Annotated in this window: 16 protein-coding genes; 11 read left to right on the top strand and 5 right to left on the bottom strand. The window is 64.5% G+C overall.

Annotation, left to right across the window (positions count from 1 at the left end; genetic code table 11):
* Positions 1 to 177 precede the first annotated feature (177 nt).
* The 11 genes from C6V82_RS02400 to C6V82_RS02450 all read left to right on the top strand — a co-directional run bounded on the left by C6V82_RS02400 (position 178) and on the right by C6V82_RS02450 (position 13,675).
* Positions 178 to 1,716: an NAD(P)H-hydrate dehydratase gene (locus C6V82_RS02400; RefSeq protein WP_102589291.1), complete on the top strand. Its 1,539-nt coding sequence runs from the start codon at positions 178 to 180 to the stop codon at positions 1,714 to 1,716.
* On the top strand, positions 1,697 to 2,218 hold the full coding sequence (gene tsaE / locus C6V82_RS02405) for a tRNA (adenosine(37)-N6)-threonylcarbamoyltransferase complex ATPase subunit type 1 TsaE (protein WP_102589292.1): 522 nt from the start codon (positions 1,697 to 1,699) through the stop codon (positions 2,216 to 2,218). The genes C6V82_RS02400 and tsaE overlap by 20 nt, the downstream gene beginning before the upstream one ends.
* Positions 2,219 to 2,247: 29 nt before the next feature.
* Positions 2,248 to 3,672, top strand: a complete 1,425-nt coding sequence (locus tag C6V82_RS02410; RefSeq protein ID WP_102589703.1) for an N-acetylmuramoyl-L-alanine amidase — start codon at positions 2,248 to 2,250, stop codon at positions 3,670 to 3,672.
* A 96-nt stretch (positions 3,673 to 3,768) separates the two neighbouring features.
* On the top strand, positions 3,769 to 5,775 hold the full coding sequence (gene mutL / locus C6V82_RS02415; RefSeq protein ID WP_102589293.1) for a DNA mismatch repair endonuclease MutL: 2,007 nt from the start codon (positions 3,769 to 3,771) through the stop codon (positions 5,773 to 5,775).
* A gap of 186 nt (positions 5,776 to 5,961) precedes the next feature.
* Positions 5,962 to 6,903, top strand: a complete 942-nt coding sequence (miaA, locus tag C6V82_RS02420) for a tRNA (adenosine(37)-N6)-dimethylallyltransferase MiaA (RefSeq protein WP_102589294.1) — start codon at positions 5,962 to 5,964, stop codon at positions 6,901 to 6,903.
* Positions 6,904 to 7,022: 119 nt separating this feature from the next.
* A complete protein-coding gene (gene hfq / locus C6V82_RS02425; protein WP_102589295.1) occupies positions 7,023 to 7,271 on the top strand; it encodes an RNA chaperone Hfq in 249 nt (82 codons plus the stop codon).
* A gap of 8 nt (positions 7,272 to 7,279) precedes the next feature.
* On the top strand, positions 7,280 to 8,599 hold the full coding sequence (gene hflX / locus C6V82_RS02430; protein ID WP_102589296.1) for a ribosome rescue GTPase HflX: 1,320 nt from the start codon (positions 7,280 to 7,282) through the stop codon (positions 8,597 to 8,599).
* 200 nt (positions 8,600 to 8,799) lie between these two features.
* Positions 8,800 to 10,056: an FtsH protease activity modulator HflK gene (gene hflK / locus C6V82_RS02435; protein ID WP_102589297.1), complete on the top strand. Its 1,257-nt coding sequence runs from the start codon at positions 8,800 to 8,802 to the stop codon at positions 10,054 to 10,056.
* A complete protein-coding gene (hflC, locus tag C6V82_RS02440) occupies positions 10,057 to 10,938 on the top strand; it encodes a protease modulator HflC (protein ID WP_102589298.1) in 882 nt (293 codons plus the stop codon). It begins immediately after the preceding gene.
* 183 nt (positions 10,939 to 11,121) lie between these two features.
* Positions 11,122 to 12,300, top strand: coding sequence for an ATP phosphoribosyltransferase regulatory subunit (locus C6V82_RS02445; RefSeq protein ID WP_102589299.1), 1,179 nt, complete (start codon positions 11,122 to 11,124; stop codon positions 12,298 to 12,300).
* A 79-nt stretch (positions 12,301 to 12,379) separates the two neighbouring features.
* Positions 12,380 to 13,675 (top strand): adenylosuccinate synthase, encoded by a 1,296-nt coding sequence (locus tag C6V82_RS02450; RefSeq protein WP_102589300.1) that lies wholly within the window; start codon positions 12,380 to 12,382, stop codon positions 13,673 to 13,675.
* A gap of 104 nt (positions 13,676 to 13,779) precedes the next feature.
* Here the strand turns inward: C6V82_RS02450 and C6V82_RS02455 are convergent, their stop codons facing one another.
* The 5 genes from C6V82_RS02455 to C6V82_RS02475 form a co-directional block, all read right to left on the bottom strand.
* Complete coding sequence (locus C6V82_RS02455) at positions 13,780 to 16,536, bottom strand: tetratricopeptide repeat protein (RefSeq protein ID WP_229843064.1); 2,757 nt, start codon at positions 16,534 to 16,536, stop codon at positions 13,780 to 13,782.
* Between the two features lie 37 nt (positions 16,537 to 16,573).
* Positions 16,574 to 17,776 (bottom strand): alginate lyase family protein, encoded by a 1,203-nt coding sequence (locus C6V82_RS02460; protein ID WP_102589301.1) that lies wholly within the window; start codon positions 17,774 to 17,776, stop codon positions 16,574 to 16,576.
* An 86-nt stretch (positions 17,777 to 17,862) separates the two neighbouring features.
* Positions 17,863 to 18,780, bottom strand: a complete 918-nt coding sequence (locus tag C6V82_RS02465) for a polysaccharide lyase (protein ID WP_229843063.1) — start codon at positions 18,778 to 18,780, stop codon at positions 17,863 to 17,865.
* Between the two features lie 77 nt (positions 18,781 to 18,857).
* Positions 18,858 to 20,390 carry a PilZ domain-containing protein gene (locus C6V82_RS02470; protein ID WP_102589303.1) on the bottom strand — a complete coding sequence of 511 codons (1,533 nt, stop codon included), beginning with the start codon at positions 20,388 to 20,390 and terminating at the stop codon, positions 18,858 to 18,860.
* Positions 20,383 to 22,368 (bottom strand): glycosyltransferase, encoded by a 1,986-nt coding sequence (locus tag C6V82_RS02475; protein WP_102589304.1) that lies wholly within the window; start codon positions 22,366 to 22,368, stop codon positions 20,383 to 20,385. Before C6V82_RS02475 ends, C6V82_RS02470 begins: the two co-directional genes overlap by 8 nt.
* Between the last annotated feature and the right edge of the window lie 3 nt (positions 22,369 to 22,371).

Here is a 22,371-nt window from a genome sequence, read left to right on the forward strand (position 1 = left end):
TCGAGAAAAAACCACGTAAATGCCTGGGCCTGTACTTGGCGAGGCGGGAAGTTGCTTACACACTCGGTCTTGCATCGAAATGATCTGGGTGTGGGCTGAGATAAACTTTCAACGTGTTTCGCCAGTTCATCATTAGTGCCTAACATGGTAAAGCAACCGCGTCCCGGGAGACACCGGATGGCCAACGAAGCAGCAAGTCCGCAATGCACCGCGCTCCACCCATTGTATGGTGCCGACCAGGTGCGCGAACTCGATCGCCGCACCATTGCCGCGGGCATGGCGGGGTTCGCATTGATGCAACGCGCCGCCTCCGCGGCGTTTCGGGCGGTGCGCGATACCTGGCCTGACGTACACTCGCTGGCGGTCTTGTGCGGGGGCGGTAACAACGGCGGAGATGGCCATGTGCTGGCCGCCCTGGCCGCCGCCGAGGGCCTTGACGTGCAGTGGGTCGTGTTGAAACCCGTGGACGAACTCAGCGGCGATGCCCGGCGTGCCGCCGAGATGGCGAGCGCTGCGGGAGTGGAGGCCGAGCCCTGGCGGCCGGGCATGGCACTGCGTGGCGAACTGCTGGTCGATGCGCTGCTGGGCACCGGGCTTACCGGCAAGGTGCGCGGCGCTTTCAGCGAGGCGATTGCCGAGATCAATGCCTCGGGCAAGCCGGTGCTGGGCATCGATATCCCTTCCGGGCTGCATGCCGATAGCGGCGCCGTGCTGGGCGAGGCGGTGCGTGCTACCACCACGGTGACCTTCATCGCCGACAAGCTCGGGTTGCATACCGGTGCCGCCACCGAGCATGTCGGCACACTCATTTTCGACCCCTTGGGGGTCGACGCCGGGGCCCATGGCGACCTGCCTCCCCTTGCCTGGCAACTCGACGCCAGGTGGCTGGCACGGCACTTCCCGCCGCGTTCGCGCAATACCCACAAGGGAGATGTCGGCCATGCCATGATTCTGGGGGGCGCGCCGGGGTTCGGCGGTGCCGCGCTGCTGGCGGCTGAAGCTTGTGCCAGGCTGGGCGCCGGCAAGATCAGCCTTGCCACCGCGCCCGAGCACGTTACGGCAAGCCTGGTTCGCCGCCCGGAAGTGATGGCCTATGGCGTGAGAGGGGCAAGCGATCTTGGCGAATTGCTGGGTCGGGCCGAGGTGCTGGTGGTGGGCCCGGGGCTCGGTCAGGGCAGTTGGGGGCAGGGAGTGCTGCAGGTGGCCCTCCAGGCGGGAAGGCCGCTGGTGGTAGATGCTGATGGCCTCAACCTGCTGGCCAGTCACTATCCCGCTCTCAAGCGCGACGACTGGATTCTCACGCCGCATCCTGGTGAAGCGGCGCGGTTGCTCGGGATCAGCGTGGCCGAGGTCGAGGCCGATCGCCCGGCGGCGGTGCAAGCCGTCGCCAAGCGGCGTGGCGGGGTGGTGATCCTCAAGGGGGCTGGCAGCCTGGTATCGGGGCCGTCGGGGGTGGTGGTCTGCCCGTATGGCAACCCCGGCATGGCCAGCGGCGGCATGGGCGATGTCCTTTCCGGTATGCTGGGTGCGTTGGTGGCCCAGCGCATCCCAATGGAGTTGTCCGCATGGTTGGGCGTGATGGTACATGCCAAGGCCGCCGATATGGCTGCGCGTGAGGCCGGCGAGCGTGGCTTGCTGGCCGGCGATCTGGCATCCTATGCGCGAAAATTGGTCAACCCGACGATGGGCGAGAAAGATGCTGCTGCGACTCGATGATGAAGCCCGCCAGGTGCTGCTGGGCGAATGCCTGGGGCAGGCCCTGGACGGTAAAGGGCTCGTCACGCTGGAGGGTGAACTGGGTGCCGGCAAGACCACCCTCGCGCGCGGTATCCTGCGTGCCTACGGCTACCAGGGCGCGGTGAAGAGCCCCACCTACACCCTGGTCGAGCCCTATGAGCTGGCCAATGTGCGCGTCCACCATTTCGACCTCTATCGCCTGGGAGATGCGGAGGAGCTCGAATTCATCGGTGGACGTGACCTGTTGGCCGAGGATGCCCTGTGCATCATCGAATGGCCCGAGCGTGGCGAAGGCTGGCTACCGGAGCCTGACCTGAGCATTACCCTGAGCATGCCTGAACAGGGTATTCCCGGGCGCCGCGCGCGTCTCGAGGCGGCAAGCGAACACGGCCGTGAGGTGCTGGTGCGCCTCGAGGCCATGCGGGCCGTGGGTGACCTGCTCGACGAGGCGACGCATTCCGGGCGCGGGGTGATGCCATGATGGCTCGCCTGCTTGACCGGTGCCTGATAATGGCTCGGTGTGTACTGGTGACAAGCTGCCTGCTGGTGACATCGACGTCCCTCCAGGCGGGACAGGTCGACAACATGCGCCTGTGGGCCGCCCCCGACCACGCCCGGCTGGTGTTCGATCTCGCCTCGCCTACCCAGGCCTCGGTATTCGGCCTCGACAATCCGCGCCGCCTGGTCATCGATCTGGATGACAGCCGCATGGCGGCGGATATCGCAAGCCTCGACCTGTCGGGAAGCGCCATCAGCGAAGTGCGCACAGGGGTGCGTGATGGCAATGGCCTGCGCGTAGTGCTTGAGCTCAAGCGCGAGGTGGAACCTCGACATTTCACCCTGGCCCCCAACGACCAGTACGGCCACCGCCTGGTGGTGGACCTCGAGTACCCGGGCGAAAGTGCCGTGGAGAATCCCATCGATCCGATCGAGGCGATGATCCGCGAACAAGAGATTGCCGCCGACCGGGCCATGGCCCAGTCCGATGCGACGGATGTGGAGCCGGAACCCGCCGTGTCGCTGCAGCAGGCCCAGCCGCACCCCAAGCGTGACATCATCATCGCCATCGACGCCGGTCATGGCGGCGAGGATCCTGGCGCTATCGGCCCCTCGGGCACCCGCGAAAAGGACGTGGTGCTGGAGATCTCCCGACGGCTGCAGCGTCTGGTCGATGGCACCGACGGGTTTCGCGCGGTGATGATTCGCGACGGCGACTACTACATCGGCCTGCGCCAGCGGACCCAGATCGCTCGCGAACAGAAGGCCGATTTCTTCGTCTCGATTCATGCCGACGCCTTCAACAGCCCGCGACCCAACGGCAGCTCGGTCTACGCGCTGTCGCAGCGCGGCGCCACTTCAGAGACCGCGCAGTGGCTGGCGGCGAGTGAGAACAAGGCCGACCTGATTGGTGGTGTCGATGGCATCTCCCTGGACGACAAGGACGAAGTGCTGCGTGGTGTGTTGCTGGACCTGACCATGACCGCCACGCTCAATGACTCATTGACGATCGGTGGGCAAGTGCTCGACCAGTTGGGGCGGATCAATCGCCTGCACAAGTCACGGGTCGAACAAGCTGGCTTCATGGTGCTCAAGTCGCCGGACATCCCGTCGCTGCTGATCGAGACCGGCTTCATCTCCAACCCTGACGAGGAGCGCCGGCTGCGTAATGGCGCGCACCAGCAAGGGCTGGCCCAGGCGATACACGACGGGCTGCGCGATCATTTCCGGCGGAACCCCCCGCCCGCCAGCCTGCTGGCCTGGCAGCGCGACAACAACCGCAACACCGATGGCAACGAGTATCGCATCAAGCCGGGCGATACTCTCTCCGAGATCGCCGCCCGCCATGGTGTCCCGGTAGCGCAGCTCAAGCAGGCCAACGAGATCAATGGCGATGTTATCCGCGTGGGTCAAGTGCTGCGGATACCCCGAACATAAGTCTGAAGCTGGAAGCTTGAAGAGCGTCGCTTCGCTCCTGGAAGCTTGCCCCCAAGGTGCCGGCTTCCTTCCAGCTTCCCGCTTCAGTGGAGCGATATGACGGCACATCGAAGAATACGCGTCCTCGATCCAAGGCTTGCCAACCAGATCGCCGCCGGTGAAGTGGTGGAGCGCCCCGCTTCCGTGGTCAAGGAACTGGTCGAGAACGCCATCGACGCCGGCAGCCGGCGCATCGAGGTAGAGCTCGAGTCCGGTGGCGCCCGGTTGATCCGGGTGCGCGACGACGGCAGTGGCATCGGCGAGGAGGATCTTCCGCTGGCCCTGTCGCGCCATGCCACCAGCAAGATCCTCTCCCTTGAGGAGCTCGAAGGGGTGGCAAGCCTCGGGTTTCGCGGCGAGGCGTTGGCATCGATCAGTTCCGTATCCCGCCTCGAGCTTTCCTCCAACACCTCCGAAGACCCCACCGAGGGTTGGCGAGTGGTGGCCGAGGGGCGTCAGATGGAGCCGCGGGTGTCACCGGCGCCGCATCCGCGTGGCACTTCGGTGACGGTGCGCGACCTGTTCTTCAATACGCCGGCACGGCGCAAGTTCCTGCGCACCGAGAAGACCGAGTTCGGCCATGTGGAAGAGGCCTTCAGGCGCCAGGCGCTATCGCGGTTCGATATCGGCTGGACTCTGCGGCACAACCAGAAGACCCTGCACCAGCTCAAGGCCGGTGACGACTCGGTAGCACGCGAGCGCCGCATCAGCTCACTGCTCGGCAAGGCGTTTCTCGAGCACGCCTTGCATCTCGACATCGAAGCCTCCGGCCTGCGCCTGTGGGGCTGGGTGGGCCTGCCCACGCATTCGCGTGCCCAGGCCGACCAGCAGTACTTTTTCGTCAATGGCCGAGTAGTCCGCGACCGGCTGGTGGCCCACGCCATTCGCCAGGCTTACCGCGACGTACTTTTCCACGGTCGCCATCCGGTGTTCGTGCTCTACCTCGAGGTCGACCCGAGTGTGGTGGATGTCAATGTTCACCCGACCAAGCATGAAGTGCGTTTCCGTGATGGCCGCATGGTCCATGACTTCCTGTTTTCGAGCCTGCACAGGGCGTTAGGCGAGAGCCGGGCTGGCGCCCAGGCTGGGCCGACACAAACGGGACCGACACAAACAGGGCCGACGCAAGACGCTGAAACAGCGTCGCCAGTGCACCCAGACACAGGCGAAGTGCGAGACGTCGCCCCGGGCGTGGCGGAGAACGCCGGGCGCTGGCAACAGCAACCGATGTCGCTGCCCGGTCGTGAAGAGCGTGGTCGTGTCACGCCGGATCGCGTGCGTGCCTTCATAGATGGCTATCGCAACCTCCACCCGAATCACGAGGAGCAGCTTCTCACGCCTCAGCCGGCTCCTTCGGAACCGGGCTCTGGGGGAAATTCCACTGGCGGGGCGGCAGCGGGCATTGCCCTGCAGGAGCGAGCGCTGGCCAGCCAGGCGAGGGCGGCACGGCCGCCACTGGCACAGCACGACGATACCCGTGCGCCGCCGCTTGGCTATGCGGTGGCCCAGCTGCATGGGGTCTACATCGTCTCCCAGAGCGAGCGCGGGATGATCCTGGTGGACATGCATGCCGCTCACGAGCGAATCGTCTACGAACGCATGAAGACCCAGGTGCATGGTGGTGCGCTGGATGCACAGCCGCTACTGGTGCCGGTGTCACTGGCGGCAAGCCCCGCCGAGGTGGCCACCGCTGAAAGCGAGCGGGAAGCCTTCGTGCGTTTCGGTGTCGAACTCGACGTGGCGGGCCCCGAGACTCTTCTGGTGCGTCAGTTGCCGACGCTTCTGGCAGATGCCGATGTCGAACCGTTGATACGCGACATGCTGGCGGACCTGGAGCGCTACGGGCGCTCCGACCGCCTCGAGGCGCACATCAATGAGTTGCTCTCGACCATGGCGTGTCACGGCAGCGTGCGTGCCAACCGGCGGCTGACACTGGAGGAGATGAACGCCTTGCTTCGCGACATGGAACGCACCGAGCGAAGCGGCCAGTGCAACCATGGACGGCCCACCTGGACAGAGATGAGCATGAAGGAGCTGGACAAGCTGTTCCTGCGTGGCCAATAAGCTCTCATGTACCGGCTACCAGCCTTGCGAGGAGCGTTGGGGGGAGGGTGCAGCGAGGGTCTTTTTCCAGGGAAGGAAAAAGTAGCGCCCAGGGAAGGGTTTACAGCGCCCTCGCGGAAGCCTCTCCCCAAGCAAGCTCCTCAAGTGAGAGCAATGAGGTTGACCGAAAGGAGTCGTTGATACGCCATGCCAGCAGACACACGTCCCCCCGCCATCCTGCTGATGGGCCCCACAGCGGCCGGCAAGACGGATCTTGCCATCGAACTGCACGAGCGCCTCGGCCTGGAGCTGATCAGCGTCGATTCTGCCATGGTCTACCGGGGCATGGATATCGGCAGCGCCAAGCCCAGTGCGGCGGAACTTGCTCGTGCGCCTCATCGGTTGATCGATATCCGCGATCCGGCCGATCCGTATTCGGCGGCCGATTTCCGTGAGGATGCCCTGGCCGAGATGCGACAGATCAGCGCAGGGGGAAAGGTACCGCTGCTGGTCGGTGGCACCATGATGTATCTCAAGCAACTCTTGTTCGGTGTCGCCAATCTGCCGTCGGCCGACCCTGTCGTTCGCGCCGAGCTCGAGCAGGAATCCCGCCAACAAGGGCTTGCCGGGCTTCATGAGCAACTGGCGAGGATAGACCCCGAGGCCGCTGCACGCATCCATCCCACCGACCCGCAGCGGTTGATGCGCGCGCTCGAGGTCTATCGGATCAGCGGACGAACGCTCAGCGAGTTGTGGGGCGAGCAACGGCCGGAAACCTTTCCCTGGCGTACGCTGTCGATAGGGCTCGCGCCTGGTGACCGTGCGGTGTTGCACGAGCGTATCGCACGGCGCTTCGAGCTGATGCTGGCCACTGGCCTGGTCGAGGAAGTGGCGGCGCTTAAGGCGCGTGACGACCTGCATGCCGAGCTACCCTCCATGAAAAGCGTCGGCTATCGTCAGGTCTGGGAGTATCTGGATGGCGAGTTCGACCGCCAGGCACTGGTGCAGCGAGGGATCATCGCCACTCGGCAACTGGCCAAGCGGCAACTGACCTGGATGCGCGGCTGGACAGGGCTCGAATGGGTCGACAGCGAGAACCGCGACCCGATGGACAGGGTGCTGAAACTGGTGCGCGAATTCGGTAGTTAGCGTAAGATATGGCTTTTCGGAGGCCGGATGGCCAGGCCCCTTCAGTAGGCGGTGCGCCCGATTCATGCAGCGTCGTCGCAACAACATAAACCCCCAGAGACAATTTCAGGGAGAGCAACATGTCCAAAGGGCAGTCCCTTCAAGACCCGTACCTGAACATCCTGCGCAAGGAGCGCATTCCGGTATCGATTTTCCTGGTCAACGGCATCAAGCTGCAGGGACAGATCGAGTCGTTCGATCAGTTCGTCATTCTGCTGCGCAACACCGTCAGTCAGATGGTCTACAAGCACGCGATTTCCACCGTGGTGCCGTCGCGCAACGTGCGCCTGCCGCCCCAGGATCCTGCGGCCCCGCAAGAAGGCCAGTGAGGTACTGATTGTTTTTTGAACGTCCCGACGCCGGTGAAACGGCGGTACTCGTCCATGTCGATTTCCAGGACGAACAGGAGCGCGAAGACCCGGGCGAACTGCTCGAGCTCGTGCGCTCCGCCGGTGCCGAGCCGGCAACCCTGCTGACCGCCAGTCGCAATCGGCCGGACCCGCGCACGTTCGTGGGTTCCGGCAAGATGGAGGAGGTGCGCGAGGCTCTTGCCGCCCATGGCGCTGAGCTGGTGATCTTCAATCACGCCTTGAGCCCCTCGCAGGAACGCAATATCGAGCGCGCCTTGAAGTGCCGCGTGCTTGATCGTACCGGTTTGATCCTCGATATCTTCGCGCAGCGTGCACGAACGCATGAGGGCAAGCTGCAGGTCGAGCTTGCCCAGCTCGAGTACATGTCCACCCGTCTGGTACGTGGCTGGACCCACCTCGAGCGCCAGAAGGGCGGGATAGGCCTGCGCGGCCCGGGTGAAACTCAGCTCGAGACCGACCGCCGCCTGCTGCGTGCACGTATCAAGGCGATCCACAAACGCCTCGACAAGGTTCGCAGCCAGCGCAGCCAGAACCGCCGCGCGCGTGCCCGGGCGGAAATCCCCAGTGTCTCGCTGGTCGGCTACACCAACGCCGGCAAGTCAACGCTGTTCAACGCCCTCACGTCATCCGAGGTCTATGCGGCCGACCAGCTCTTCGCTACTCTCGACCCTACGCTCCGGCGTCTGGAGGTCGAGGATGTGGGGCCGGTGGTGCTCGCCGATACCGTCGGGTTCATCCGCCATCTGCCACACAAGCTGGTGGAAGCGTTTCGCGCGACGCTTCAGGAGGCCTCCGAGGCGTCGCTTCTGGTGCACGTGATCGATGCGGCCGACCCGGACCGCGACCTCAACGTCGCCCAGGTCGAGGCGGTGCTGGACGAGATCGGGGCATTGGATGTGCCGTCACTCAAGGTCATGAACAAGATCGACCTGCTGGATAGCGCACCACGTATCGAGCGTGATGGCGAAGGACGGCCCGAGGTCGTCTGGCTATCTGCCCAGGAGGGCCGCGGTCTCGACCTTCTGGCCCAGGCGCTCGGCGAGAGGCTGGCCGATGATGTCATCGAATTCCCGCTCAGCTTGCCCCCGGAGCACGGACGGTTGCGCGCCGCCTTGCATGAACTCGGTGCGGTGCGCGAGGAAGTCTTCGATGAACATGGTGAGACGCGGTTGCAGGTGCGTCTGCCGCGCCGGGATTTCCTGCAGCTGATGGCCAGGCTCGATGAACGCGCCGACGACTATCTTCCCGAGGAACTGCAAGAGCGTCCTGTATGGGAAGGCGAGTGACTGATACAGCGAGTGCTTGATAAGGCGAAGCGCTACCCAATGAATGCCGTCCGCTTTCCACCGGCCAGGAAGCAGGCGCAAGGATAACGACAAGGTCGACAGGCGCCACCGACAAGTAATCTGGGGCGCTGCAGGATCGCAACCGAAGCCTACCGATGCTCCGTGCATGGGTGGGCAGCAACGCATAGTGGAGAAGACCAATGGCCTGGAATGAGCCTGGTGGTGGCAATCAGCACGACCCCTGGAGCGGCGGTGGCCGACGCGGTGGCGGAAGTGGCAATGGAGGTGGCAATAATGGTGGCGGCGGCGGTAACCGCGGCGGCAACCAGGGGCCACCCGACCTCGATGAGGCCCTGAAAAAGTTTCAGGACAAGCTTAACGGCATGCTTGGTGGCCGCGGTGGCAAGCGTGGCGGAAATGGCGGTGGCAAGGGTGGCGGTCGCAAGCCGCGCAACACCTTCGCCTTGCCTGGCCTGCTGGTCGTGGTGGCGCTGGCGATCTGGGGGGCTTCCGGCTTCTACCTGGTCGATCAGTCGGAGCGCGGTGTGGTACTGCGCTTCGGTGAATTCCAGGATGTGGTCAGCCCGGGTCTGCACTGGAACCCGCCGCTGATCGACGAAGTGCGCATGGTCAATGTCACGCGGGTTCGCTCGCTGACCCAGACCCAGGCGATGCTGACGCGTGATGAAAACATCGTCGAGGTCGAGATTTCCGCCCAGTATCAGGTCGCCAACCCGCGCGACTTCATGCTCAACGTGCGCAGCCCGGAACTGTCCATCGAGAACGCCCTGGACTCCTCGTTGCGTCACGTGGTCGGTGGCACCGACATGATCGACATCCTGACGTCAGGACGTGAGATTCTCGGTAGTTCCGTGGCCAGCCGCCTGCAGTCCTATCTGGACAGCTACGGCACGGGTATCCGCCTGCAGACCATCAACATCGAGTCAACCTCGGCGCCGGCACCGGTCATCGATGCCTTCGATGACGTGATCCGGGCACGTGAGGATCGTCAGCGTACGATCAACCAGGGCATGGCCTATGCCAACGCCATCATCCCTGAAGCCCAGGGTCAGGCCCAGCGTCTGGTCGAGCAGGGTCAGGGTTATCGCGAATCCGTGGTATCCGAGGCGCGTGGTCAGGCCAACCGCTTCACCGCACTGCTGACCCAGTACCAGCAATCACCTGAGATCATGCGTGAGCGTCTCTACCTGGATGCCATCTCCGACGTGTTCGGCAGTACCCGCAAGGTGCTGGTGGATGTCGCCGACGATAGCCCGTTGATGTATCTCCCGCTGGATCAGGCTGGCAGCGGTTCTACCGGCAGTGCCAGCCAGGGTGAGCAGGGAGAGCTCGACCCGCGCGTGCTCGAGCGCCTGCGTTCCGGCCAGTCGACCTCCGGCAGCGGAAGCAGCAACGGCAACAGCAATACCAGTGGTATCCGCAGGGAGGGCCGCTAAATGATCAACAATCGTTCCCTGCTCATCGTCGGCGGCCTGGCCGCCGTGGCGTGGCTTGCCAGCAACAGCCTGTACGTGGTCGACGAGACCGAGCGTGCCGTGAAGCTGCGCTTCGGTGAGGTCATCGAAGAGAACATCCAGCCCGGCTTGCATGTGAAGGTGCCGATCACCCAGACCATTCGCAAGTTCGATACGCGCTTGCTGACTCTGGATACCGATACCAGCCGCTACCTGACGCTCGAGCAGAAAGCGGTGATCGTCGACTCCTACGTCAAGTGGCAGGTGATCAATCCGACCCGCTACTATGAGGCGACCGCCGGCGACGAGCTGATGGCCACGCGACTGATTCAGCCGCGGGTCGACGAGAGCCTGCGTAACGAATTCGGCCGCCTTGACCTGCAGGAGATCATCGCCGAGCGGCGTGATGACCTGATGACCGGTCCGGCCGAAGAGCTCGATCAACTGATGCGTGACGAACTGGGTGTGGCGATTCGCGATATCCGCATCAAGCGCATCGACCTGCCTGAGGACGTCTCCGCGGCGGTCTATGAGCGCATGCGCTCGGAGCGTGAGCGTGAGGCCCGCGAGTGGCGCGCCCAGGGTGAGGAAGAGTCCGAGCGGATTCGTGCCAACGCCGACCGGCGCCGCCAGGTGCTGCTGGCCCAGGCCACCGAGCGTTCCGAAACCCTGCGCGGTGAAGGCGATGCCGAAGCGTCGGCAATCTTCGCCGAAGCCTACTCGGGTGACCAGGAGTTCTATACCTTCTGGCGCAGCCTGAATGCCTATCGGGACAGCTTCGCGGGTGACGGCAACATGCTGGTGCTGGATCCTTCCAGCGACTTCTTCCGCTACCTGAAAAGCCCGACCTCCAGCAGCGAGTGATATTGCTTGCCACGCGGCAAACCGGTTGAACCCCAGCCCTGGCGGGGTTCAACCGGGGGGCAAACGTGATAGACTCTGTCAACCGGGCGTGGCCCGGTTTTTTTGTGGCCGTCCGCCGCTTGTCGCCGTCCGGCGAATCGACTCGACGCCCTTGGCCATTCATTGTCTTGCAGGATTTTTTACATGACCATCGCTGACCGCTGGCTACTGCCCGACGGCATGGACGAAGTGCTGCCTCCGCAGGCCAGCCGCATGGAAGAGCTGCGCCGAACGCTGCTCGACCTCTACCATCGCTGGGGCTATGACCAGGTGATGCCGCCTCCCGCGGAATTTCTCGACTCCCTGCTGACCGGTACCGGCTCCGACCTGGCGCTGCAGACCTTCAAGCTCACCGACCAGTTGACCGGCCGCATGATGGGCGTCAGTGCCGATGTCACGCCCCAGGTGGCACGCATGGATGCCCACTCGCTGAAGCGCCAGGGGCCGGTTCGGCTGTGCTACTGCACCAATGTGCTGCGTGCCACCGCCGATCAGCACCAGGGCGGCAGAAGCCCGGTGCAGGTCGGCGTCGAGTTGTTCGGCCACGCCGGCCGTGAGGCGGATCTCGAGATCCTGCACCTGGCGCTGGCCAGCCTCGCTGCCGCTGGTGCCAACGAAGTCCACCTGGCGCTTGGCCATATCGGCATCTATCGTAGCCTGGTGCAGGCCGCCGAACTCAGCCACGATCAGGAGCGCGCGCTGTTCGAGGCGCTGGAACTGAAGTCGCCGGGTGAGCTTGCCGCGAGGGTCGGGGAAAGCGTCGCGGACCCCGCACTCGCCGAGATGTTCATGGCGCTGGGTCGCCTGCATGGTGGCCCCGATGTGCTCGATGCGGCCCGCGATGCCTTTGCCGAGGCGCCGGCTGCCGTGGCGGCGGCACTCGATCAGTTGTCTGCCTTGCATGAAGGTGTCATGGCAGCGCACCCCGAAGTCGAGGCCTACTTCGATCTGGGCGAACTGCGTGGCTATGAGTACCACACCGGCATGATGTTCGCTGCCTACGTGCCGGGTTACGGCCAGGCGCTGGCCAAGGGCGGGCGCTACGATGATACCGGGCGTGCATTTGGCCGCGCGCGACCGGCCACTGGCTACTCCATGGACCTCAAGTTGCTGGCCACCCTGGCACCTTGTGAACCGCCAGACGATGGCATCTGGGCGCCGGCCGAAGGTGATGGAGTACGCGACGCCGTCATGGCGCTGCGAGAGCGGGGCGAGCGTGTCGTTCAGGCATTGCCGGGTCAGCGTACCGGGCCGGACGAGCACCGTTGCAGTCGTGAGCTGGTGCAACGCGATGGCCAGTGGCATGTGGTGGAACTTTCGTAAACCGATTTCAGTCATGGGCGGGGCGATGGCACTGAGCTCACATCAGGCCGGAAATACCAGTCAAGAGAGACGAGAGAAAATGGGCAAGAACGTAGTCGTACTGGGCACCCAGTGGGGTGACGAAGGCAAGGGCAAGGTCGTCGACCTGCTGACCGAATCCGCTTCAGCGGTGGTGCGCTTCCAGGGTGGCCACAATGCCGGCCACACCTTGGTGATCGATGGTGAAAAGACCGTCCTGCACCTGATTCCTTCCGGCATCCTGCGTGACGACAAGACCTGCGTGATCGGTAATGGCGTGGTGCTATCCCCCGAGGCGTTGATCAAGGAGATCCGCGAACTCGAGGCCAAGGGCGTGCCGGTGCGCCAGCGCCTGCGCCTGTCTCCCGCCTGCCCGCTGATCCTGCCTTACCATGTGCGCCTTGATCAGGCGCGTGAGAAGGCGCGTGGTATCGCCAAGATCGGCACTACCGGTCGCGGCATCGGCCCGGCCTATGAGGACAAGGTGGCGCGTCGTGGCCTGCGCCTGGGCGACATGCAGCATCGCGAGCGTTTCGCCTCCAAGCTCGGTGAGGTGCTGGATTACCACAATTTCGTGCTGGTCAACTACCACGGCGAAGCACCGGTGGATTTCCAGGAAGTGCTCGACTCCGCCATGCAGATGGCCGAAGAGTTGCGGCCGATGGTCTGCGATACCGTGGGCCTGGTGCATGAGCTGCGCCGTGCCGGCGAGAACATCCTGTTCGAAGGCGCGCAGGGCTCGCTGCTCGACATCGATCACGGTACCTACCCGTTCGTGACCAGTTCCAACACCACCGCCGGCGGCACCGCGACGGGTTCCGGTGTCGGCCCGCTGTACCTGGACTACGTGCTGGGCATCACCAAGGCCTACACCACCCGCGTCGGCTCCGGCCCGTTCCCCACCGAACTGTTCGACGACCATGGCCGCCACCTGGCCGAGCGTGGCCATGAGTTCGGTGCCACCACTGGCCGTCCGCGCCGTTGTGGCTGGTTCGACGCCGTGGCGCTGCGCCACGCCGTGCAGATCAACTCGGTCTCGGGCATCTGCCTGACCAAGCTGGATGTGCTCGATGGCCTTGAGAACATTCGGGTCTGCGTGGGCTATCGCAGCAAGGATGGACAGGTGCTCGATACTCCGGTGGATTCCGAAGGCTACGAGGCGATCGAGCCGCTCTACGAGGACCTGCCCGGCTGGAGCGAGTCGACGCTCGGGGTCAAGCGCGTCGAGGACCTTCCGGCCAACGCGCGTGCCTACATCAGCTACCTGGAAGAGAAGGTGGGCACCCCCATCGACATCATCTCGACCGGGCCGGATCGCAACGAGACCATCGTGCTGCGTAACCCGTTCGACGGCTAGCCGTCGCTGGCGGCTTGAACACCTGCGACGATAAGAATACTGCGCGTCATGACAAGGCCGGCACCTGGTGCCGGCCTTGTTTGCTCAGTCAAGGGACGCGATGATCAGTCAAGGGACGCGATATCATCCGAGATCAATTCGTGCAGGGTCTCGAGTGCCATGTCGCTGTCTCCCTCCAGCACCTCGTCCAGCCATAGCAGTGCCTGTTCGCGGTTGGCATTCTCCAGGCCGTTGGCCGAAAGATAGGCCTCGGCTAGGGCCAGGCGAGCACTGGAATGGCCTTGCTGTGCAGCCTGGAGCAGATAGTCGGCACCGCGACGCGAGTCGACCGTGACGCCTTCCCCGCGTAAATAGGCCCGACCGAGTGCCGCCTGGGCACCGGCATGGCCGGAATCGGCGGCATCCTTCAGCAACGTCTCGCCGCGTTCGACATCCTGCGGCATGCCGTTTTCCCCCAGCAGCAAGACCCGGCCAAGACTCACTTCAGACGTCGTATCGCCGCTTTTTGCCGCCTGGTTCAACCACTCCTCTGCCTGGTTCGGATCGGCTTCGACGCCGTTGCCATTGAGATACGCTTCACCGAGCAGCCTGGCGGCATGGGGGTTGCCGGACTCGGCGGCGGGCCGTAGGTAGGCGAGGCCCTGTTCAGGGTCAGCGCTGACATGCTCACCTTGCAGGTAGGCGCTTCCAAGCGTCAGCCGGGCACCGGCATGGCCCGCATCGGCGGCCTGCTGGAGGAGCGCCATGCCGCGCTCGGTGTCGCTTTCCAGCAGCAACTCGCCGAGTTCCGCCTTTGCCCCGGTGTGTCCGGCCCTGGCTGCCCGGTCCAGCCAGTCGCGCGCCTGCGCGGCGTCGCGCTCGAGCCCTTCACCGGACAGGAAGGCACGTCCCAGGTCCGCCATGGCTCCCGGGTGACCCTCTTCTGCGGCGGCGATCAGCGAGCGTATATTCCCTTGGGCACCGCGCTCGCGATTGACCCCGACCATCGCTTCATCGGCGCTGGCGTGGCCCGCTTGCTGAGCGCGCTCAAGCCAGCGGCTGGCGGCGTCGAGATCCTTGCCAACCCCCTGGCCCTCACGATAGGCGCGTCCCAGTACCACCATTGCGTAGGCGTCTCCTTCGCCTGCGGCACGTTCGAGTAGCCTGCGGCCTTGCTCGGGATCTTCCTCGAGTGGCCCTGTCAGGTAAGCTTCGCCGAGTAGTGTGGTGGCGGTGGTATCACCGGCGCTCGCTGCCTCCTTCAACAGTGCCTCGCCGCGGCTGGGATGGAAGGGCACGGCTTCGCCGGCCAGGTAGGCCTCACCGAGCAGTCGCCGCGCCCCACTTTGTCCCTGGTCCGCCGCCTGTTCGAGCAGTTCCCTGGCGCGTTGGGGATCAGTGTTCACGCCACGTCCTTCGAGATAGGCGGCCCCCAGTTGCTGGGTGGCCCAGGGGTGTCCCAGCTCATGGGCACGTGCCAGATAATCGACCGCCATGTAGGGCTGGCTGGGAATCAGTTCATCGGCGAGATACAGGTCGCCGAGATGGGCCAGGGCAAGTGAATCGTCCTGTTCGGCGGCCCTCTCGAGCAGTGCGATGCCACGGGTGACATCGGAAGAGGTGGCCATAGCCGTGCCTGGCAACGGAGCGGACGATCGGGCGTCGGGATTATTCGAGAGCCCGGGCATGGTCAGGGTTGCCTGTCGTTGGGCTTGCTCGAGCAGTGCGGCACCCAGGGTCACCATGGCATCCACCGAGCCGGCCTCGATGGCGCGATCCAGCCACGCCTCGGCTTGCTGTCGATGGGTTGGTTGCTGGTCGGGGTCGATGAGCCGCTGACCGAGTTGCGTCATGGCATCGACGTCGCCGCGCTCGGCGGCTTCCTCGAGCAGTGCGATGCCTCGCTGAGGGTCGGTTTCCATCAGTGCGCGGCCGGCCTGCCCCAGGGCGTCCTCATCGCCGGCATCGGCGGCACGCACCAGCCATTCGCGGCGCCGGTCGGGCTGGTCACCCAGCAGGCCATCCTCGGCGTAGAGCCCGGCTAGTGATTGCATGGCGCCACTATCGCCATCGCGGGCGCGCGCTTCCAACACCTGCTCGTAGCGTTTGGCAAATTCCGTGGAGCGTTGCGGGGATTCCTCAAGCCAGCCCCCAGGGCTGTAGCCTTCGGCCAGGGCCAGCAGGGCGCGTGGATCGTCCCCTTCGGCGGCTCGCTCATAAAGTGCCCTGGCGCGCTCCGGGTCGGGGCCGACTTCCTTGCCGCCCTCGGCGAGCAGGTCGGCAAGCACCGGCTCTGCGCGCTCCACACCTTCGTCGATGGCCTGGTTGAGCAGGTGAAAGGCGAGTAGTTCGTTGCGCTCGAGGCCATCACCCTCCAGATAAAGCTCGGCCAGGTTCAACGACGCCTGGCCACGAATCGATGAGGGTGTCTCTATCGCCTTACCATACAAGCGCGCAGCCTCGGTGGGGTCAGGCTCGATGCCTTCGCCCGCCTCATGGTACTTGGCGGCTTCATGGAAGGCGGGGGGAATATGCCGGGCCATCAAGGGTTCCAGGCGCTTGATCGCATCAGCGGTGTGGCCTTGCTCGGCCAGTTCCCTGGCGCGGTTGATGCTGTCCCAATCCTGGCCACTGATGTCGGGCTCGGGGCTCCAGTCGAACCAGTCGCTGTACTGCTCGGGAATGCCGCGTTGTGTTGCGGCACTGTCGGCTGTCGACGCTCCGCCCTGAGAGGGAGTAGTGCCGGCGCAACCGGCAAGCAGCGCAAGCACGGTCAACGAGGCGGCAAGCGAGATGGGCGCACGGCGCCTTGGCCACGCCTTGCGCAGGGGCCTGGCGGTGCGGAGTTGGTCGAGCATTCTGGGGAGCTGAGTGTCGTTCATTGGCGTGTCCTTGATGTCGGCTGGAGGCGAGCGGCGATCATTGCTGGCCGAGGCCCCGGAAGGCTTCGGTCTGGCGCTGCTGTTCATCCAGAAAGACATGGGTCTGGGCGTCCGGCGACATGAAGTAGAGCGTGGCATAGCCGCCGGCACTGCGGTTGTAGAGAGGCCGCACCCGAGTCAGGAAGTCGGCGATCCGCGGGTCGTCGTAACGGGACTGGTAGATTTCCATCCAGGTGAAGTACTGAGGGTCGCGCAAAAAGCCGGTGTACTGCTCGAGAGGGGCGTGGTCGCCAAGGGCCGCCGGGTCGTCGAGGATCGCGAACAAAAAGTCGATGGCGTCGTGAATCGAGCGCCCGTCGATGGTGAGATCGAAGATCTCGTCGTAGCCCTGGCGGGCGATGACCTGCATGTTGGTGACCAGGTAGAGCAGGCCGTAGTTCTGGTAGTGGGTGGCGCGTCGGCCGCGACGCACCTCGAGGGGCATGGCGCCCTCATCGGTGAGGTCGTGCAGGGCGGAGTAGATGGCACTGACCCCGAAGCGGAACAGCTCGTCATCCTCGGTGATCACGCCGATCATGCTGCCGTAGAGCGCACGACGATAGAAGTGGTTGTTGCAGCAGCTGTTCTGTTCTTCGCCGGGAATCTCGGCATGCTGGTGGGCAAGGCCATTCAGCCACGCTTCCAGGCGCTCGCGCTCATCGTCAAGGCCCTCGACATGCGGGCGTACCGTGGCATAGGCCATGCCCGCGGCGAACAGCATCGACTCGGTAGCGAACCAGGCCTGGGGCTGGGTCGAATCGTAATGGAAGTCGGTCAGTGCCTCGGCCTGGGCCCAGTGGTCCAGATAGCGCACCAGGCAGTTGGCGTAGTAGGGATCACCGCTGGCGACGAAGGAGCCGGCCAGCTGCGAGACATTATCCTCGAAGCGGAACAGCGGTTCGGAGGCGAGTTCCCACTCATCGGGGTTCGGATAGTACCCGGGGATGCGTACGCGAGTGGTGATCGGCTCATAGGCCAGCAATTGCTGGCAGCTGGGTCCCTGGGTGAGTTCATCGATCTCCTGCAGGAGCATGGCGTTATCGGTGGCCTGAAGCGTCTCCCGGCGTTGTGCCACATCGAAATAGCCGGCATCCGGGTCGCTTACGCGGTACTCGGAAAGGTCCAGTGCTTCGCGCTCCTCGCGGCTGAGGGTGTCCTGGGCGCCGGCGTGGCTTGCCAGCATTCCGAGGGCAAGGCTCATGGCCAAGCATGCCTGGCGAACTTTGCAATGACGGGCGTGGGGCAACATGCGGGGTGCTCGCTGGGTATTCGCGGAAAGGGGTATCGTCATGATGTCGGGGTGTAGAAGCGAAAGTCGGCGAAGTCGGCGTGCTGGTCGCGTGGTGTGCGCCACTCCTTGCCATTGCCACCGAAGAAGGTCGAGAACATCAGGCCGTCGATGGTCAATTCCGGGGTGGTACGGTAGACGATGTCGCGCTGCTCGAGGACTGGCCGGCCATCGATCCACAAGCGGGCAACGCCATTCGCCTCGTCTGGATCGTTGAGAATCAGCTCTTGTTCGACACTGATCCACTCTCCAGTCGGGAAGGTCCAGTTACCGCGGCCGACAGAGACACCCTCGAGCCCCACCACGTAGGGGTACAATTCGCCTTGGCCTTGCTCGCGCCACATCAGCCGCATCGAGAAGCCGCTCTCGCCGTCGACCTTGTCGCCACCACTCGGCGAATCGCCGCCGTACAGTCCGGGTAGCTTGCCGCCCTTGACGAAATCGAAGCCGGATTCGAAACGTACCTGGTAGCTGAGGCATGCACGCTCGGCGCCCTCAAGTGCCTCGGCGCGTGCGTAGAAACCCGCACCGCCCTCCTCACTGTCGCTGGGCGACGAGGTGCCGGCGGGGTAGGTCACGCGAAGGCCGGGCTTGCCAAGACCGGTCTGCTGCGCATCGAGGTGATCGACATTGTCACGGGTGCCCCAGTGGCGGTGCGTATCGAAGCCCTCGCGGATGGCATCATGGCCGCTGTCGGCGTCGCTGGGTTGTGGAGCATACCGTTCGGTGTAGCGGGTCGAGCAGGCGGATTCGTCGGGAATGCCCACCGCGTCGGTGTCGAGCTGCTCGGCGTGCACGGCGACTGGTGCCATGGCTAGCAACAGCGCCGCTAGCGGCACTCCGGTGACGATACCGCTGAATGCACCTGGCGTTGTGAAGAAGCGGACATTCCGAACGCAATGGTGTGTCGATGTCATGGTGCCTCCTGGCAGATGTTTCGCGCGTGCCCCGGATACCTGCTCCTCGGGGCACGCCATGGTGGCAAGAACCGACCTCAGCCGGTGTCGCGGTCTTCTTCCTCTTGCATGGCGGCACGGTAGATGCGATCGCCAAACTGGATGACGGCGCGGGCCCCTTGCCAGACCCACTCGGCTGTTGCGCCGAGCAGTGGTGCGTCGGTGAAACGTACATCCACTGGTTGGCCGACGCTTTGGGCGGGCAGGTCGCGCTCGGGGACCAGCAGCACGCTGGCGACGTTCTGCTGCTGACGCACCCAGTTGGGAAAGCCGGCACGCGGCTGGCGCTCGATATCCAGTGCCACGTTGCGCACCCGAGCACGAATTGGCTCCGAGGCGTTGGGCAGGCCGATATAGGCTTCCTGATTGGGCTCGATGCGCCCGATGTCATCCATGTGCACCAGCGCCTCGACCATGACATCGTCTTCGCCGGTGCGGATCAGCGTCATGATCCGCTCGCTCTCGTTGATGTAGGTGTCATCGGCGCTGCTCAGTGCCCAGGCCACCAGGCAGTTGCAAGGGCTGTAGATCTGGTTGCTGGACTTGCGTGCCTCGAGCGCGGTGATCCTTGAGCTCTCGTAGTCGCGTGCGGTCTCGAACTGCTCGATCCGTGCGCGAGCGATCTCGGGGGAGACCGATTCGAACGACAGGGTGTCGCCGCTGGCTGGCTGGGCCGAGTTGGCAAGGCTGACCTCCTCGCTGCCGCTGTCGAGATGCTCTTGCAGATTCTGGATCAGCCGGTCGTTGTAGCGCTGGGCGGCGTCAGCCAGGATCAAGTCCGACTCGAGGTCGCTGTTCTCGACATTGGTCAGCAACTGGTCGCGCTCGACGCGGTCACCGGCCTGCAGCTCATGGGCGCCCAGCTTGCCGGGCCCAGGCGCGCGAATATCGATGCGCGGTGCTGTCACGGCAGCGAAACTCGGCTCGATCATCATGAAGTTGCGGTAAGCGGTGGCGCCGGCCACCACGACCAGTATGCCGATGGCGATGAACAACGCCACATACCTGCCCATGGGGCGTGGCGGCCGCGATGCCGGTAGCGGTGTGGTCACACCGGCCTGGCGCTTGCGTGGGGTCTGCGGATCTTCGCCTGCCATCAGTGCTTCGACATTGGCCGTGCGACCGCTCAAGTGGCTGCGAATCACCTGGCGCAGCAGCTCGCGGTGCGGGGGCTCGATGTCGATGATCTCGAATCCCACCGTGTAGCCTTGTCCACCGCTCAATGGTGTTGAGTGTCGGTTTTCGGCACGCACCGGGATGATCAACTCGGTGGCGCCGGCCATCATCAAAAGCGAAGCGGAGATTGACTCGCTGGGCGTAACGGTCCGGTGGCAGCGCACGGCGAAGCCGCTCAGCGATACATCGGCACCCTCGAGGGTCTGGCCGTCGGCCAGCCGCACCTTGAAGGGCGGTGAGATGCGCACATGGCGTCGTTCATCGCGGCGTTCGTGAGCCAGTCGATCGGCATGGGCTGTCCGCTCGGCATTCATCTGGCGTGGTTCATCTGGCCCACCTTGCAGGGTGGGTTCGTGGCGCTGCGAGTCGCGCATGTCGTGAAAATGGTCAGACATCCGTCGGTGTCTCCTGGGTTCCTGTTGGCTCTTTCGTGTTCGGGTCAGTCGTCGCCATGGAGTCCATGATCGGGTCGGCATCGATCTCAAGGCGCACGTTGACGAGGCTCAGGTGATCCTGGCCGAGCGTCAGGACGCAGCTCTGTTCGGTGGCGCAGTCGGTGGGCGCGTCAAGGGGCTCGCCATCGGGTCCAAGGATGTGTGCCGCCACCCCAGGGCTGATCGCAAGGGTGGTCCGGGCCAGACCATTGGCGCCGACGATGCCGTCCGCTCGCACTTTCTGGCCCTGGCCGAGTGATTCGAGCAGCCCCTCGTTGACCCGGAAGTGTCCACCGGGCAGTGTGACGCTGCCGCCTTCCGGCAGGTCAGTGATCATCAGCGACAACCAGCGATTGGCGTTCTCGGCCCCGTGCTGCTGCTGGTTGCCCAGATCCTGACCAATGGCCAGTGTCATGCGGTCCGGTGGCTGAAGGGTGCCGGTGGAGAGCACCAGCACAAACAGCAGGGTGCTGTAGGCAACGCCATGCAGCAGATGTCCCATTCGGCGCTGGCGACGGACCGCCAGCGGGTCGGAAGGCTCGCCCGCCGAGATGCCCTGGCGCGACCACTTCTGCCGGTTGAAGCGAAAGCTCACGTAGGTCTTGAGGATTGCCCCCCAGACCTGGTTGTAGTAGATCAACGGCACCCATAGCAGGCTGAAACGACCCCGCTGCCAGGCCAGAATCAGCGTGGCAATGCTGCGCGTGAAGAGAATCCACAGCAGGTAGGCGAACAGGAACGAGGGACGCACGAACAGCGTGACCAGCACCGCCACGGTGGGGCCGATCAAGGTGGTCCACATCGACAGGCGCTGATCGACCAGGCTCCACCAGGCGAACATGCCCATCGGACGCGGGCCCAGGGCAATCGCTCGTCCGCTTGTCCGCAGCATGTTGCCGTACCAGCGGCGCATCAGGTCGGTGGTGGAAGCGAAGAAGCGCTGACGGTCGGGAAGCTCCTCGAAACCGGTGACCGTCACGTCGGGGAGGTAGCGCATCTTCCAGCCGTTCTTCAGTAACCAGTACCAGGTCGACTTGTCGTCGCCTGAGAGGAACTTGAAGTGCCCGAAGCGCCAGTGCTCGACCTGGTCGTTCTCCACCAGATCGATGAACTCCGGCTGCACGGCCAGATCGGCGCGAAAGGCGCTGTAGCGACCAGTCAGTACCAGCAGGCGGTTCGACAGCGACAATGAGCTCATCACCAGGTGGCGCTGGGCATAGCGCAGGTCGTACCACTCGCAAGTGGCGTCATTGCCGATCACGATGGCGCTGTTGTTGGTGGTCAGGGCACCGAGCTCCGGGTCGGCCTGGAAGAAGGACAGCGAGCGACGCAGTGTCTCCGGTTCGAGCAGGATATCCCCATCCATGGAGACCAGCAGCGACCCGGGGGCCGGCAGGCGGCGCGACATCGCTCGCAGTACCTCGGCCATCGCCGAGCGCTTGCCATCGCCTTTCTGGAACATGTAGCGCACCTCGATGTGCGCGGGCCAACCATGATCGTCCAGTACATGGGTGATCAGGTCCACGTCGGTGCGGTCCGAGACAGAGGCGAACAGGGTGGTCGGCACGGCGTAGTCGACGAGCTCGCGCACCAGCGCATCGTAGACCCGGAAGTTCACTTCCGGGTCGATGCGAAACGAGGTGCACAGCACGAACAGCTCCGGCGGGTGCGCTACCGCTCCGGCGGCGTCAGCCTCGGCGCGCAGGCGAGGGTAGACGCGGCGGTTGTACCACACCGAGCGGACGGCCTGGATCAGCCACCACGAGTAGCGCCACACGCCTACCGCGCCGATGGCGAAGAAGAAACTCTTCGACTCGGGCGAAAAGACCTCCGCGGGTAGCTCTGCGATCACCAGTACCAGCACGGCAAGCATCAGCAGCAGTGTGGTGAGCTCCGTTGCCTTGCTGGCGACGGAGCGGTCGAGGGGTGGTTTCGACATCAC

The organism is Halomonas urumqiensis, from assembly GCF_003028575.1.
Taxonomy (GTDB): domain Bacteria; phylum Pseudomonadota; class Gammaproteobacteria; order Pseudomonadales; family Halomonadaceae; genus Halomonas; species Halomonas urumqiensis.

Coding starts and splice junctions, on each gene's coding strand:
- C6V82_RS02400 (WP_102589291.1), top strand. CDS start 178: ATGGCCAACGAAGCAGCAAGTCCGCAATGCACCGCGCTCCACCCATTG.
- tsaE (WP_102589292.1), top strand. CDS start 1,697: ATGCTGCTGCGACTCGATGATGAAGCCCGCCAGGTGCTGCTGGGCGAA.
- C6V82_RS02410 (WP_102589703.1), top strand. CDS start 2,248: ATGGCTCGGTGTGTACTGGTGACAAGCTGCCTGCTGGTGACATCGACG.
- mutL (WP_102589293.1), top strand. CDS start 3,769: ATGACGGCACATCGAAGAATACGCGTCCTCGATCCAAGGCTTGCCAAC.
- miaA (WP_102589294.1), top strand. CDS start 5,962: ATGCCAGCAGACACACGTCCCCCCGCCATCCTGCTGATGGGCCCCACA.
- hfq (WP_102589295.1), top strand. CDS start 7,023: ATGTCCAAAGGGCAGTCCCTTCAAGACCCGTACCTGAACATCCTGCGC.
- hflK (WP_102589297.1), top strand. CDS start 8,800: ATGGCCTGGAATGAGCCTGGTGGTGGCAATCAGCACGACCCCTGGAGC.
- hflC (WP_102589298.1), top strand. CDS start 10,057: ATGATCAACAATCGTTCCCTGCTCATCGTCGGCGGCCTGGCCGCCGTG.
- C6V82_RS02445 (WP_102589299.1), top strand. CDS start 11,122: ATGACCATCGCTGACCGCTGGCTACTGCCCGACGGCATGGACGAAGTG.
- C6V82_RS02450 (WP_102589300.1), top strand. CDS start 12,380: ATGGGCAAGAACGTAGTCGTACTGGGCACCCAGTGGGGTGACGAAGGC.
- C6V82_RS02455 (WP_229843064.1), bottom strand. CDS start 16,536: ATGAACGACACTCAGCTCCCCAGAATGCTCGACCAACTCCGCACCGCC.
- C6V82_RS02460 (WP_102589301.1), bottom strand. CDS start 17,776: ATGAGCCTTGCCCTCGGAATGCTGGCAAGCCACGCCGGCGCCCAGGAC.
- C6V82_RS02465 (WP_229843063.1), bottom strand. CDS start 18,780: ATGACATCGACACACCATTGCGTTCGGAATGTCCGCTTCTTCACAACG.
- C6V82_RS02470 (WP_102589303.1), bottom strand. CDS start 20,390: ATGTCTGACCATTTTCACGACATGCGCGACTCGCAGCGCCACGAACCC.
- C6V82_RS02475 (WP_102589304.1), bottom strand. CDS start 22,368: ATGTCGAAACCACCCCTCGACCGCTCCGTCGCCAGCAAGGCAACGGAG.